Source organism: Neobacillus sp. NPDC093182 (assembly GCF_044754045.1).
On sequence record NZ_JBIVOI010000020.1, the window covers coordinates 1 to 15,972 of the forward strand.

The 15,972-nt window shown below is 32.3% G+C and carries 11 protein-coding genes and 1 pseudogene; all 12 read right to left on the bottom strand.

The genetic code is table 11. From position 1 onward, the window contains the following. Positions 1-548 precede the first annotated feature (548 nt). Positions 549-1,304 carry a DUF6339 family protein gene (locus ACIQAA_RS27395; protein ID WP_402626047.1) on the bottom strand — a complete coding sequence of 252 codons (756 nt, stop codon included), beginning with the start codon at positions 1,302-1,304 and terminating at the stop codon, positions 549-551. 1 nt (position 1,305) lies between these two features. Beyond that, positions 1,306-2,151: a hypothetical protein gene (locus ACIQAA_RS27400; RefSeq protein ID WP_402626049.1), complete on the bottom strand. Its 846-nt coding sequence runs from the start codon at positions 2,149-2,151 to the stop codon at positions 1,306-1,308. Beyond that, positions 2,141-4,081: a hypothetical protein gene (locus ACIQAA_RS27405; protein WP_402626051.1), complete on the bottom strand. Its 1,941-nt coding sequence runs from the start codon at positions 4,079-4,081 to the stop codon at positions 2,141-2,143. The genes ACIQAA_RS27400 and ACIQAA_RS27405 overlap by 11 nt, the downstream gene beginning before the upstream one ends. 246 nt (positions 4,082-4,327) lie before the next feature. After that, a pseudogene (locus tag ACIQAA_RS27410) lies at positions 4,328-5,413 on the bottom strand (DEAD/DEAH box helicase); the annotation flags it as partial. Positions 5,414-5,564: 151 nt separating this feature from the next. Continuing rightward, positions 5,565-5,873, bottom strand: coding sequence for a hypothetical protein (locus ACIQAA_RS27415; protein ID WP_402626053.1), 309 nt, complete (start codon positions 5,871-5,873; stop codon positions 5,565-5,567). Between the two features lie 256 nt (positions 5,874-6,129). Next, the gene (locus ACIQAA_RS27420) at positions 6,130-6,789 is read right to left on the bottom strand and encodes a BglII/BstYI family type II restriction endonuclease (protein ID WP_402626054.1); all 660 of its coding nucleotides are present in this window, start codon (positions 6,787-6,789) and stop codon (positions 6,130-6,132) included. A 3-nt stretch (positions 6,790-6,792) separates the two neighbouring features. Further along, positions 6,793-8,493 carry a DNA cytosine methyltransferase gene (locus tag ACIQAA_RS27425; protein ID WP_402626056.1) on the bottom strand — a complete coding sequence of 567 codons (1,701 nt, stop codon included), beginning with the start codon at positions 8,491-8,493 and terminating at the stop codon, positions 6,793-6,795. 42 nt (positions 8,494-8,535) lie between these two features. Beyond that, the gene (locus ACIQAA_RS27430) at positions 8,536-9,498 is read right to left on the bottom strand and encodes a protein NO VEIN domain-containing protein (protein WP_402626058.1); all 963 of its coding nucleotides are present in this window, start codon (positions 9,496-9,498) and stop codon (positions 8,536-8,538) included. Continuing rightward, positions 9,479-11,443 carry a DEAD/DEAH box helicase gene (locus ACIQAA_RS27435; RefSeq protein ID WP_402626060.1) on the bottom strand — a complete coding sequence of 655 codons (1,965 nt, stop codon included), beginning with the start codon at positions 11,441-11,443 and terminating at the stop codon, positions 9,479-9,481. The genes ACIQAA_RS27430 and ACIQAA_RS27435 overlap by 20 nt, the downstream gene beginning before the upstream one ends. A 14-nt stretch (positions 11,444-11,457) precedes the next feature. Beyond that, positions 11,458-12,735 carry a hypothetical protein gene (locus ACIQAA_RS27440; protein ID WP_402626062.1) on the bottom strand — a complete coding sequence of 426 codons (1,278 nt, stop codon included), beginning with the start codon at positions 12,733-12,735 and terminating at the stop codon, positions 11,458-11,460. A gap of 673 nt (positions 12,736-13,408) precedes the next feature. Continuing rightward, a complete protein-coding gene (locus tag ACIQAA_RS27445) occupies positions 13,409-14,167 on the bottom strand; it encodes a phospholipase D-like domain-containing protein (RefSeq protein WP_402626064.1) in 759 nt (252 codons plus the stop codon). Then, positions 14,167-15,966, bottom strand: coding sequence for a DrmB family protein (gene drmB / locus ACIQAA_RS27450; protein ID WP_402626066.1), 1,800 nt, complete (start codon positions 15,964-15,966; stop codon positions 14,167-14,169). The genes ACIQAA_RS27445 and drmB overlap by 1 nt, the downstream gene beginning before the upstream one ends. Between the last annotated feature and the right edge of the window lie 6 nt (positions 15,967-15,972).

Consider the following 15,972-nt stretch of genomic DNA (forward strand, 5'->3'; position numbering starts at 1 on the left):
GCATTATTTGATTATCAAAGTGTTGAATCTTAATTGATAAAAACTGTTTAATCTTATTTATTAAAAACTGTTGATTTCTACTTGACGGTTACACCCCAGGGTCTGTTCCGGCTATGATCCCTTTGGTAGATAGTACTGACACTCCTATTTTTTTCGACAGAAAACCACTAATCTCGGGTGGTGACAGACACTCAATATGAAGATGAGGATTACACTTTGTCAGCAAAGCAAATTGAGTATGCACTTTCTTTGATTGAAAAAATAAAAATGAATTTGAACTGGCAATTGAACCTTCCAAGTTAACCATTAAAGATTTAAATAGATTGATTGCCTACATTCGGATTAAAAAATAAGGGTACGCTTATTGATCTGGTAAAAAAGGTGTTTTAAGGCAAAGGAATAGATTTGCTTAACTATTTAATCGAATTACTCCAAATGAAAAACCCCCGTTCCAAAAAGGGACGGGGTATTAATATTATAGAATATCGTTTAAAATCCTCTACTGTATTAATTAGACCTTCTTCATTATATCATTGGAAAATTATCTATTATACTCCGACTTCCAAACTATAATATTTAACCAAATACTGATCAATCATTTCTTCCACTTCATCAGTCGAGAGCATATCTAAGATCATCGCCCCGCCAACTACATTCAAATATTTATTTGCCTGAACAAAGTGATCTCGTTTAATCTGAATTCCTCTTTTTTCAAGCTTAATAATTGATTTTAGAATACCCCTGGTAATATTGCGGTTAGATGTAAAATTACTTGAAAAGAAAACAACACATCTTGCAGAGAAATCTTTTTCAGTGAAGAAGTCCGTTAACCAGTAGGGATTACTAGTATTAGATTCATCATGGGTCATATATCCTACCCACCACAATCGAGCTAGAATGTGTACAAATAATGAGCGTTTACTACCATTTTTAAAGAAAATGGCTGTATTGATTCGTTGATCCTTTTTATCTTGTAATTCACTTTTTAAGCGATAGTAGGTAAAATCTCTAAACTGTAAATGAGCTAATCCTGACCAAAGTTTTTCTTGTGTTGCTTGAGATACGGTAAAATGTTTTAGGGAATCATAAATGACTTTTACATTTTCTCTATCACTGAAAGCATAGTCTTCATGGTAGTTAAATTCTGGCATTTCAAAGTCAATTTTGGATTCAACTACTCGACCCTCTTCACGAAAATAATTGTCAAACCAAACGTTATCTTTTGTATAGTAATGTTCTTTATATGAATCATAATTCGTCCGTAAATCCATTAGAGTCTCATCTGTAATGAATGATAATTTCACTTTAATCCTCCATTTTATTTAGCTTCTCAATTTCTTCGAGGCTGGTTTTTAATGGTTTTCTTAATACCAGTTGAGCAGCCTTCAAAGCCGACAATGAATCCGTACCGACGTCGTGAATGTTAACATTGTTATCAGCAAAAATTTTCTCCAACACTTGATACCAGGTGTACCCTTCCAAGTCTTCACGGTTATCTTGTAGTTTTGAAAATACATATACTAAACTCGGAACAATGACAGTGGACAAGATGGTGTTCTTTAATCTTGAATTAGCATTTGATGCATATTGGTTATATTCATATTCCGGTAGTGAAATCGTAATAAAGTTGGAGTGGATATCCACTTCCATGAATTCATTTTTATTCGATTTCGTTACTTTAGCAATGGAAGGCAGATTTAAAAGTTCTAAATTCTCTTCGAATAAAGTCGTTTCAATCGCATCCCCAATTGCGAGTAAGTTTCCTTTTTCAAAAGAAATTGCAATATCTTTAAACCAATCATTTAACAATTGGTTTTGATAGTTATCAATTTTCTCACTGGCAATAATAAAGGAATGGATTAATATTTTTCCTCGGAGCACACTTGTTGGGATTGAAATGTCCAGTGTCTTTTTACTAGTTTGATAGGCTTGACGATAACTAGTCTGACCACATTCAATATGAACTAAATAAACCCCATAGTGATTGTCAATTAAATCCTGAATTCCTTGGTTAATTAATTCAAAATCGGCATGAATCTTCACTTCACCAAACGATTCATAAACTTGGATTTTCGTGTTAAAGCTTGAATCCAAATAGTCGTCATTATTCATATAAAGAACAGGGTATGGATAGGAATGATTAATCTTCATACAATTCCACCTCCATCACGCAATAATTGGAATAATCAATCTCAACATTTAACACAACACCCTTATTTTTTGTAAGAGTGTTAAGGTATACAGTGTTAGAACTTATTTTTTCAATCGTAACATTACCATCATCTGTAAAGGCAGCTTTAATCGGCAAATCATAATCACTTTGCTCCCCTACAACACTAAACACCAAACGACCTCTTGACAGAGTCTTTCCTGGTACAATATTAAACTTATATTTACCATTATTTCGATCAACACAAACATATCTTTGCTTAACCTGAATTGGGTGTTTACTAGGTTTTCTCTCACTGCGATTTCCTTGTTCTCCACATTGATTTTCATCCATCTCGTTATTTCCGCCAGTATTGGCTGCGCCGGCACCTTCTGTTCCTCCGTCAGTATGTTCACCAGTACCGTTTCTACCTTGATCACCTGTTGGAGAAATACCATATTCCCCAGCTAACTGTTCTTCAAATTCCTTCGTGTCCTTCCCTTTTTTTCTAGTTGCTTTAGGTGTTTCTTTTTCCTTATGTTTCGTAACAATTGCCTTTATTGATGAATTTAATGATTCTGTCTTACTCACGGAGGATGAGTCACTAAAGTCCTTATTTGGTAAAAAGTCGCTTAATCCAACAGCATCCATTTCATCTGTAATTTTTTCCTGAAAAGTATTCTTCACAGTGTCACGGATGAATTTCCTTAAATCAGCATATACCTTTTTGGCTAACTTAAGATCCTTCTCATACCGCTCCGGCGCCCACTCATTGTGTGCAGGGTTCTCCATTTGTTTAAAGATGTTGTTCATCTGTGATCCAGTTATCATCAAAAGCCCAGTAAACGATATGCTCCCGCTAATATTCTTTTGCTCAAAAATACGCATTCCTGTTTTTCTCGTCATTAATACTCTCCTGTTTAAGTCCTCACCATTGAGTAAATAGAGTTCCGCTTCTCCTTCTTCAAAACGAGTCCCTTTGGAATAGTTAATGGCTGGGTACGGGATTTTAATGGTTTTGTTGGAGATTAAAAGATTATAATAATTCTTTAAAATCCTGTTATCTTCCGTGTCTTCTAACTCATAAATCAATTGACCAATATTTTGATCGTTGATTTCAAAATCGTTAATTTTGACAATCAAATTCCCCTTAAAAACAGTAATAAAAAAGTTGAATAAAACAGATTTTTTTATTTCAACTTCCCAATCTTCCTTAGGTTCAAAAGCCGAAACATAGATATCCGTTCCCGTTTCATTTCTTTGGAAGCTCTCATCAAGATGTATTAAAGTTGGAATGGCCATTGAGTGATCATTATGCGTGTAATATCCATTACCTAATGTCACCTGGTTATCATTCTTTTTAAATGACATAATATTTGCTACACCAATATGTGATTGATATCCTGAAGTATCATAAGAGGAGTAAAAAAGCGTTCTCAAATTAGAATTGAGAAATGGAGCTGACTTTCCGATACCAAAGCTACCGCCAGAATCTCCTTCTTTATTGGAGGATCCTGCTTCTTTGATTAAGGAGGACCAAGGCGATCCAAGATCACCTTCCCTTGCACCTTCTAAGCCTTTTGTATTAAAATCACTTATTCTTAAGAAACTGATTTCATTTCGACCTAAAATGGATAATGCTTGTTCAATGAAATCTTCACTTTTTTGATTATGACCTTCCCAGGTTTGTTTGCAAAGTTTAAAGACGTTGATTAACTCGTACCGCTTAGGAAAGTTATTGATTGGCATGGAAAAACGATTAAACTCCACCACAACTGGGTTGTTCTTATCCTTAACAGCATCCAGGGAATTCTGGCAAATTTCTCTGGTTATTGAATCCAAGGCATTGCCACGGAACGTTTCCAACCCCGCATTATTAATTGAATTGATCATCCCGCCGACTGCAGCAGGAAAATTCCAAAAGGTCTTCATTTTCAATCCTCCAAATATACATATCTATTGTAAAAAATTGTATTTTTGAAAAAAATATCATTTTTTCAATGAAAAAAATTTATGAATATTATTAATAAATATTTCTACTATAATAATAGTGCAATACTCACATTATAACATCCACCAATTTACAATAATAGACATATTACTTGGTAAGAATGAAGTAAGCCAATAGAAGCATAAAAACGTCAAAAGGGACGCTTATTTTTAGCAGCCCTTTTGACTTCATATTATAGTCCTATTGGCGATCTTGCCTTCGTTCAAAGTGATAATGTAGGCGATATTTACAATTTTCCTTTGTCCATTCGAATAGAATATCCTCATGATTTTTAATGACACCCACTTAAGAAAACTTATATAAGAATTAAATTCCTGTCGATATTGAGGAGAATCAGTAGCTCACTGTAAATGTAATTCCAAATAGGTAGGTCTTCTTCCTATATCCCTCTTTAAATCCATAAAATCATGGAAAAGCTTCTCTCTTCTCGGTTGGCGTTTTTTGATTATTTCTTTAAGAAGGTGAATGACATTAACATCCAAATCAATCTCACAAAAGCCCAGAAATGTTGGTTGGATGTTTCTAGTTTTACCACCATTAGGTTGTGTATCAAATAATGCTAATTTAATATCCGCATTACGATAAATTCCGATTAAGTCAATAATTACACATTTTTCCTTGTGAGGATGCAGTCGAAGTCCACGGACTATTTGTTAAGTAAAAACAGTCAATGATTCCGTAGGCCTGACAAATAAAAGCGTGTCTACGGCTGGAATATCTACACCTTCATTGATAAGGTCAACCGTGAAAATAATATCCATTTCACCCTTTGTCAGTGATGAATGGCCTGATTTCTACTGATTCCAGTTTGCTGAGAATGGAGACTAACTGTATGAGCCATGGTTATTAAAGTATTTTGAAAAAAAGTCTGCTTGTTTAATAGACGAACAAAATCCTAGTGTTCTAGTCTGCTTCTTCTCTTTCCAAGCATGTAATATCTTTTTAGCTAATTCTTCTCTTAATTGAACTTGTAGTAATTCCTCTTCAGCATATCGATTTCCCAGCCATGTTATTTGATTATAGTCTGTGTCATCATAAACCCCATAATAGGTAAAGGGTCCTAACCATTGCCGGTTAATCGCTTCCAAGAAATCTAATCTGAATGCAACGTTCCAATCACAAAGACCATTTACATTGTGATTGTCATTTCAATTAGGAGTCGCTGTTATCCCTAGTGAAATTTTCGGCTAAAAATAATCTAATGCACGTTTATATGAATCCACCGCAGCATGATGGAATTCATCCACAATGATGTTTTCGCTGATATTTGATCATAATTTGCTCGATACGTTTCGAGGGTTTCTTTAGTTAATGGGACAGTTTCACCAGAATAAATATCAAGAAATTCATTTAGTGCTTCATCAAAGATATCCTATTCAATTGCTCTTCTAGTAAATATATCTTTTAGTTATTTAATAACTTATTTGCTTTTTCTATGACTTCTTTTGAAACACTTTTACTAGTAGATAGTACAATGTCATTTAGCGCTTCCTTCTCCCAACCATTCTTAAATATATTAATTGCACAGTTTACACGAGTTAATTGTGCTTGAAGAGAAGTGGATTCACGATTTTTGTCATATAGCTCATTAGCAAATATTTTTTTATGTTCTGAAGTAAGAGTTTCTCCTTTTAAGAACAAATTCTTATACCCTTCATAATTTTCAATAAAACTTGTTTTTCCAACACTATTTAAAAGCCTTTTATAATTCAAGTTTTCACCATTCCTAACCATTTACATCAGTTTTAACAATTACAATATTATTTCAATATTTAGTACCCGAATTAAGAAGCATACACACTCTTATCACTGAACCATTTGGTCATTTTTCAATGCCCAATTGTTTCACCTTCAACTACATTACGGAATCAGCATTAATGGAGTTCGCCATATGAACCAGTTCAATTATCCAAGTATCAGTCAGTTTATCGAAAAGAACCGTCCACTAAAACAATAATGGACGGTACATTTAATAAGAAGGAGACTTTTGTCCTAGAGAATTAATATAATCCAAAACAAAAAGTTCATGTTTTATATTTGCTTTGTTTTGTAATTCTTTAAGAGACAAGTCAGTATTTTTTAAATTTATTTCTTCAGTGCCATTATCATCTAATCCAATAATTAATAAAGGAAAATTAAATATATATTTTGCAAAAGATATTTCATTAATTGTTTTTTCAAATGTTGCTACTCCACTATCGATTCTTTTTGATAGGGACTCTGTAGGCAAAATAATTATACCTATATTATTTTTGGTCATGTTATTAACTAATTGCAATTTGAAATAATTTCTATATGAACTTGCTACATTGCCAAATTCAACTTCTAGATGTATTCCAAATGAATTGTCCTTTGAAGTAAATTCTTTTAAATAATCAAGCTTGATATATTCATCGTTTATTCTAAACGGATAACCTGCATCCCAGCCGAGTGTTTTAAATTGTACATTTAGATAACTGTCCATTATTTGTTGCACAATATCTAACTTTGCTTGAGCATTAGACTTGTTTTTGTATACTGATAAAGGAGTATTTTCGCAAACCCATATCAACTCTTTATAACAATCATAAAAAGGCTCTTGCAAAAGGATATTATCAGCGGAATTATGACTATAAATTCTTAACTTCATAAATTATCTTTCTCCCATAGCAACAAGACTAGTTTCAGAATTATCCTTTTCACATATCGTTTCAATAATTTCATTTAGAATTATTAAGCCAACTCCAATTTCAGATGGAATTAATTGTCCCAAAAGTGAAATTTCAGTCTGATTTATACTATTCTTTACATTGTTATTCGAAATAGTATCAATAAATTTTCTAACGGATTCCAGTATTTCATCTGGTCCCATAATGTTTTTTTCTTGACGTTCATCATTTGTCATACAGTAATTCTCCTGAAGCATGAAAAAGGAAGTAATTGAACTTGTAATATTATGAGTAAAATTTTTTATTTCATCCATTAATGATTGATCTATATAATCAATAACTACATCTTTCGGGTAGAACACTTTACTACTTTTTCCCTGGCCTTTGTGTAATTCAACTTCCCATTTAAATGATTGATTATGAAAATCTGATTTATAATTTGTTAGTTCCACTCTATATGCATCCATAATTAAATATGGAATATGATACTTAAATCTTGCCTTTTGAAGCTCTTTACGTTTCTCAGCTTTAGGTGTAAATTCTGCATTATTTAAATTAGTAAAATCAGTATCGTAAACATCTCTTTTACTATCTTTTAAGTATTCTTTTGGAATATGCATTTTTTCTATAATTGCAATTTCTTTTGCAAAAGCAAAAGATAATTTTGGAGGAACAGCATTTCCAACTAACCTATATTTAGTAAGTATAGAATCTCCATAAAATTTATAATCTAGGGGAAAGCTCATTATTGATGCAATCTCTCTGATTGTTGGATTTCTATATTTATTTGAACTACCCTCAATTCCATAAATAATAGATTCTCTAGAGCTCGATGACATTGTAGCCATGATAGTTCTTGATGGGTTATTAAGGTTTTCAGGAAAAGACATTTTTCCCATGTAGCCTTTATCAGTTTTGGCTCTTTTAGCCTTTTCCCATTCATGTTTCGCTATTTCTTGTATATAAAAATGGTCAGTTAAATGACAAGATTTTACTTTTAATGTAGGATAATTAGGATCAGTAATATGGGCTTTTATAGTTGATTTTATTGGTGAACCTACACCATCTAAAATATTTTTCAAGGGTACAATATCTTTATCATTTTCTATACATTTTTTTGGCTTCGGAAAGTCACCACAAAAATAACGTTTTCTATTTTGTGCTACACCATAATATTTAGCGTTGTATATTCCACTTGAGTCATTTTTAACATAAAGTACATTTGATGGCGAGTCTTCAAAACCAAATTGTGTAATATTTAATTCACTAGCTGTATATTTATCTTTAATAAAATCTTTAACATTAGGAACGTTTTCTAAAATCCAGTATTTTAGAGTTGGATTATCTTTAAATTTTTTTCTTGCAATAATTCTTAGATAAGACTCAACCAGCCTAATACCAAGGGATTTGTCTCCCTTACCAGATTTATTTGAATTAGAAAAGGCAACACAAGGTGGTGAGCCAATAATTATTTCAGTATCTTTTACTATTTCTTCAAATTCATCTTCTGGTAATAAAGATAATGCTTCCACATCATAAGGAATTGTCTCTGCTTTGTGATGATTTTTTTCATGAGTTATTAGTGCTGGTTGCCATTTATCGACAGCCAAAACAATATCAAACCCTGCCATACGGAACCCCTCAGAGAATCCTCCTGCACCACAAAAAAAATCAGCTACTTTCATACTTTCCACCTATTTCTTAAGTTTTTCAAAATTAATTTAGTTTTATGGTTTCAATTTAAAATACCATGTTTGCGGTTCTTTAGTCCATGTTTCTAAACTATTAAATACATTTGTATAAGGATTACAAATAATTAGCGGTTCATAATTTTCAGATTCTATTTTAGTTCTGTCAACTAAATAAAGAAAATAGTTTTCATTTTTCTTTTCTGAAACTCTTACCTCATTAATTGACCAAAAGAAACTTGGTATTCCATCATATGATTTAACTTCAATGAATTTATCATAAGCTTCAGAATTGCAACTTAAAAATGAAATAATATCATATCCGGCTCCTACATCTATATCAGAAACTTTCATGATTTTTTCTAAGTCACCCCTGCCCAAGCATTTTAATCTTTTCCTTTCAAAGTCAATTACAAAATCTTCTGCCATTTGACCTATAGCTTCTTTATGTTCTTGAATTCTTTTAAATTCTTCATATGAAATAGTTTTTCTTCTTACTTTAATTAGTTTCTCTAAATCCTTTAGAAAGTCATTATTTACAACTAAAAGGTTGCTGTTGGTCCCATAATAAAAAAAATCTAATTTAAGCAGTAAATTTCTTATTCCTGAAAATTGAAAAGGAATATTATTATTTTTAATAGTAAATGAACCAATCACAGCATCAAATGAAAAATTATTTATATCAATAATTTCTATCAATATTTTTTGTACAACAAGTATAGTGAATTCTCTAAGTGAAGAATCAGTTTGAATAGATTTTTTTATATCTAAGCCATCATAAGTAAGGTAAATATTCTCACTGGAGTCTATGTCGACTAAAGATAGTGTATAAAGTAATTTAGTAATTGCCCTTACTGGTAATGCTTGATAGTTGGTTCTACTTAAACAATATTTAATAATATTATCCAATTTTTGTGAATTGGAAGAGAGAAGTTCTCCAAACAAAAATAGGAAATCTTCTCTCTTTCCAAAACTATTATATTTAGTTAGTTCTTTGAACATATTTATTAATCATCACCTTGATATCGTCATCCTCAAATTCCTCCTCAAGAAATCTAAAGAGAGGGATATCGGAATTCTCAATTAATTCTGTCATCCTTTGCTCTTTTAATGCTAACCTTTCATGGATTACTTCATCAATAGTGTTCTCACTAACCAGATAATAGTAATTAATTGTATCTGTTTTCTTCAATCCATATCTGTGTATTCTATCCTTTGATTGTATAAATTGTGCTGCATTAAACGTTCTTTCAATGTAAATTGCATTGTGACATACCTTGTGTAAAGATATTGACTCTGAGGTAGCAAAGGGATTAGCAATAATAACCTGAAAAGATGAATTATTATTATGAAATTCGCGAATTATACTTTCTCTAGTTTCAAATTCTGTGGAATCATTAGAATCTGATTCAACCGGCACGGCTCCGTATAACAACTTATTTTCTATTCCACAAGCTTTTAGATATTCACTAAATTGCAACATATTTTCAATAAATGTCATCCATACAATAACCTTTTCATTTTTCCCGATTTTTTCTAGAATCAGATTCTTTGCTACAATAAACTTATTCGGAACTTCAATGTTATGATAGTTGAAAATTAAACTAATTATTTCAGAATCATCAATGAAATTTTCATTTGCTAATTGGCTATCTTCTAAATAATTTATTAAAGGCGTGGTAAGTAACCTCGGATTTGTTGCAGCTTGCATCATTCTAATCAAACGAGCTTTAACTAAGTAGCTTTTCAAATCATTTCCTGCTTGATCACTATCAATCAAATAATCCATATATTTACTTTCTATAAACTTATACACTTTTTCCTGTACGTTATTCATTCGGACAATGATTGGAGGATTATTTATGGGATTCGGAATTCCTAAATCCTGTTTTTTTATTCTAATATAATAAGGTTCAATGCTGTTTACTAGTTCTGTAATCCTTTCGTCATTAGAATTCTCTGACATTTCCTCTAAATGATATTTCTTAAAATTAATAATTTTTTTTGTTGGCCAAATAAATTTAAAAAGATTCATCAAGTCTTCATATCCGTTTGGTGCAGGAGTACCTGTTAAAATCACTCTTGATTTACTATATTTAGCCAATTCTAAGACTGATTGAGCAATTACCCCTCCATCAGTGTTTTTTATTTTATGAGCCTCATCCAATACTACCATAACTTTATTCATTTTTAAAAATTGAATCAAGTCATCTTTCAAAGATACAACACCTTGATATGAAAGTAAGGTTAGTTCTGCTGGAGAGGTAGAAAATAAATGGTGTATTCTAGCTGTTTTAGAAATACCTCCGGAAAGCCTTATTGATGGAGGTTTGGATCCAAAACATTCTTCATATTCATTTTCCCATGGGCCAAAAGAGCTTAATGGACCAATAATAAGTAATTTGTCAACTTTTTTCTGGTTTGAATCTTGTAATGCCTTTAAATAGGAATATGCGCCATAAACAATACTAGTTTTACCAGCACCTGGGACTGAAAAATTACAAGCATTTTGTGAAAAAGCTAAATGGAAAGCTGACAATAATTGAAGTTCATATAAACGTCTATTAGGAAGATTAACTTTAAGACACTCCACGAATTCATTAAATTCCTGTTGATTAACATCTTGATTTCTAATTCCTTTAGCCTTTTGTGAAAACAAATCAAAACTTCGCTCTTCTTGAAAAAATTCACTAAGAGATTCCTCTACATTAACAGATCTTTCTTCGGTGATATTAAATTTTTTTAACATTTTTTGTATTTTTACTAGTTTATCTTCTTTTTCTGTTTGTTCATAAGATACAATAATTTTACTTTCATCACTAATATAAGCTGCTAAATAATCTTTTAGGTATATTTTTGCTCTTTTATTTGAGATTAGTTTTTCTGTTGCACCACTTAATATATAAGTACCCTCATTTTCATTTAATTCAATTGAAATTGATGACATAGTAACAATCCTCGTTAATTGCTAAATTTTGTTTTGAACTTATCGACTATTCCCATTAATTCTTCAATGGTCTTTAATTCCTCATTTTTCGATAGTGAATCTATATTAATTGATTGTAGTGTATTTAAGGCCCTATTTAAAAGCTCTAATGGTTCATTTGCTTGCTTGAAATTTTCCAGTGCACCTTCTGAGTTTTTCAAATTATTTTGTAAAGTTAGTTTTATTTTTTTACTCCAGTCATTATCTCTAGTTGTAAGAAGCTTAGATCTACTTACATCTGGATTATCATTAAATATTTTACTTGGTGGTGGTTCTTCGATATTTTCTATAACATCCATATGTTTTTCTAAAAAACTATTCCAAACTTTTTCGTTACAAAATATCCCATCTTTTTTACTTGGCTTGGCAATAGTTCTAAATTCTTTTCCTTCATATTGTGCGCGAATATAATCAAAGCAAACAGATTTTAAATCGGAAACGTCGCTTTCATCATAATCCCAATTTACTTTGTTACATCCATTTGGAGAATTATATTGTTTTAAATAACTATGCAAGTCAACCATAGGACCTTCTCTTTTTTCTAATCTTGTATATATACCTGAATAATCTAAATAATCCAGGTAATCATCCATTAAATCCATTATTTCTAAAATTTTTGTAATTTCCTTTGGGTTTTCGCTCATCATATTAGCGATATCATTTACTGTAAAACCTTCTTCTTTTAAATCCTTACATTTAAGGTACTTTTCTATTGGATTATAATCAAGCTTTTCATCAGCCCCTAACTGATATGTTGTTTCTAGCTTAATTACTGCTTTTTTGTCTGCGTCTTCCGGTAAAATAACAGCTATAAAATATTGACAATGGTCTACATTGTGACTTTTTTTTGCCCATTTATCTCTATTTCTATAAATTCGATTTAATAAACTTGCTCTTCTGTTTCCATCGATGATTATACCGTCACTAGTAACTATTCCATATTGTTGTTGACCATATTCTACTAAGTTTTTTTCAGTTTTTTCATTTCGTTTTTCTTGAGATTCCCATAGAAATTGTTCAATTATTTTTTTGTCTTCCAACTCTTCAGGATTTAATTCACGATATTGTCTCTCATAAGATTTTACAGCACTACCAATCCTACCATTATATTGATTATAAATTAAGTAATCTAATGGTATTTTGTAAGCATTCATACTTTTATTATCGCCATCATAATTTATCTTAATTCCTGTCATTGCAGGTTCACCAGCTTGAATTTCTTTTAATTTTTTCTTTCTTAATTCAATCTCCATAGTTTCCTCCTAAGTCCATTATCTAAACATAAGTGTTAGATAACATTAATTTGATATAAGTTAATATTAGATTGGTACATGAACACTTATCATTCATTAATATAATAATAAAACAATTCTCCTATATCTTGGATATAATTACTTACAAAAATCCTACTAGAAATTAATTAAAACACACGTATTAAACAATAACAGTACTGTATGCTTGTTTTATTATAAGACTATAGTACTAAAATGAACTAGTGAAAAATGTTGGTTTTTGTCGAATATATTACTATTTTTATAATATAAACCTTTTAATTAATAATATTTTTGAGAAATCTCCCTATAGATTAAATAAAAAGAAACACACACACAGATTGATATGTCAACTGAGTGTTTTATTTTTATTAATTAAATTCACTTTCTCTTTCTCTATGCACCATCGTTCTACCTTCTGCTGCAGTGATTATCTGCTTTAATCTTTTCTACCCACTTGCAGAGAAGTGCCGTCTAAAATTAGGAAGGTGCCTGGGACTTTCATTGGTAGCTTTATTTATATATAATTATTTATTAGATGTCGCTTCATAGTGTTTCACCGATTAATATAAAAAACAAAAAATCCGGCGAATATGAATATTTACCGGATTTTCATAATTATTTCAAACCTTCTTTAGAAATGTGCACGAATTTTTCAAAATCGGATTAGTATTTTTTCTTTAACTAGGTTAAGTAAATGTTCTTTAATTTTTGTTGGTATTAATACTCCAGAATATCTTAGACCTATTTCTATATTTTTTTTCATTCCATGCTCTGTTAAATTTGCGGAGGTTATTAAAAAATCTTGTTCATCTACTAAAAGCAATTTGGCATGCAAACTGACATTTTCCTCTGGCACGTTCCAATAATATAGCTCAAATGGAGGGCCATTTTCTCCCCATAGTCGCTTAAATCTTTCTAAATTGTAATGGTGATGATGCAGGGCCACCCATACGCGGCATCCCCGATTGGCAGCAGATCTTAGCCTGTCCACAATTTCAACTATGGGCTCTGAATTCGAGCTAAAGGAATAACCAACGACAAATACATCGCTTTTTATTGTATTAATCATTTCAATCATGGTAGAAAAAATCGACTTAGTCACGACACTTTTCCTTGAAAATGGGCCATTCCAAGCTAAATCTACCCTGGCTTGATTTTGTTCATATAATTTTTTGGTTTCGTAGGCACTTTTAAGAGCTAGCAGAACGCCTTCTTTATCGATGGTCTGCAATTTCCAGCTTCGAATAAATTCGGCAAGAAACCGCAAGTCAACAGACAAGCGGGCAGCAGCACTCCTGATACTGCTAACCCCGCTATTAGATGAGATTTGATTACATTTAACCAGTTCACACAAATCTTGAAAAGACTGATCATTTAATTTTTGGGTTAATTCAATAATATTTCTATACATTAAGATTTCCTTAAAAAGAAGTTCAAATTTTGATTCGATACAGTTTCAACGAGTAGACTTCTATCTAAGTATCGATTCGTACTTTCACACGATGTTTCAGCGATTAGCAAACACGAGTGACAGCATGCACCATTTAAATCACGGTGATGATGAGGCTCATAATCGGAACAAAGAGGATCGGCTGAACAGAGTCTAGCCTCCTCTAAAGCCTCCCATAAAATACTCGAAAATTTTTCCGAATTTCCTAATTCCACTAGACCGCCTAAACTTCCTTCAGAATCAGGTGACGCTGTATAAATTAACACACCTGCCATGCTGTCTTTCTTTTCAGGCGATTTACGAGAATAGATTCTTTCTCGTAACGAAGAAGCAGAATATCCAGAATGCATGCATAAATGCCGAATCAGAATGTGTGCCAAGGAATGTAACATGACATATCGTACCCCTGGAAATGGCGGCCGATAATCCGGTTTAATTCGGCGCTCTTCGTAATATTGATTAAATACATGTTCTAAATTCTTTTCATATTCCTTTACCGGGTCTCTTTTTTCCCATTCCCGTAAATAATCTTCGTTCACGGCAAAAAAGATACCTTCACCATATGTTTCCACCCCTGGCAGCCAATCTAGATTACCTGAGCTGAGGGAAGCAAAACCAACATCAGCTTCATCTCCTTCGGTGAACGCCTGTGAAGTTACATCGGGTGCAGGATTGATACGTGTAAAATTTCGGATAACACGTACTTCCCTTAACCGGCGAACCATGACAAGATTTGATATTTCATGTTCATATTGACCAGTCAATGGCTGAGGTTCCATTTCAAATAAATTGTTTTCTTCTTTAATTTTTTGATTGGAACTTAATACTTTCCATTCAGGAAGAAGTAAATCATCATGGTTTATCTCCTCTTCTTCCTTTGAGTTCGTAATGGCTCTCCAAATTTCTTCATGAGAAAACTGATTAAGCTCTGGAAAGACATTCATATCAAGCATAAGCTTTAACTTCTCATAGGTGTTAATCATAGATATTCTATCTGATAATCCTTCAAGTACTTCTACAACAGGAGATTGTGTCTCTTTCGGAATAGATAAGACCCCTTCAATTACTGGGAAATAAATATTTGAGGCGCCACGCAAGATAATTCGCTGCTCCTTCCCGCATTCTTCCTCTTTGTTTTTTCCTAACCAAGGTCGTCTCCCTAGGCATGCCGGCAGCGCTTTTTGGCTTTTGTCGAAAGCATCTGAAAGCGGTCTTCGTGTATCACATGCCTTACATTCAACAATTTGAACATCTTCAAGTTTTCCTTCAGCGGCAGCATCTCTTAGATAAAGGCGATTGGTTTCCTTGCATGACCGATTTTTTTGATGAACAAAGGAGTTCCAGTGGAAATCATTCAGGTGTCCGCCGGTACAGGCTGAGAGATACCGGACAGGGAATGCTTTAACATTTTCACAATTCGCGTTGTCCTTATTGTTATTGCAAAAAATAGATCCGTCCGTTTTTTGTGTGAATTTGTAAAAAGGCGCTAACTTGCGGCAATTGGGACAAACATAATACGTTGGATAACGAAAGGATGGAATCGTTGGGATGTCCCCTTTTGTTTTGGTTGGCAAGGATCGAATGGAATTGACTCTTAACCTTTTTCTTAATCTAGGCTCATCGATTTTTTTTGTATCAGCCAAATTCCAATAATCTATCCCGGCCAAAATGATTGAGTAATCCGGTAAATCGATTATAGCCCCAGGTCCGTAAGTTGATACAAATTGACTCGGGCGTATTTCTCCAATAGGTTTCTTCATATTTCA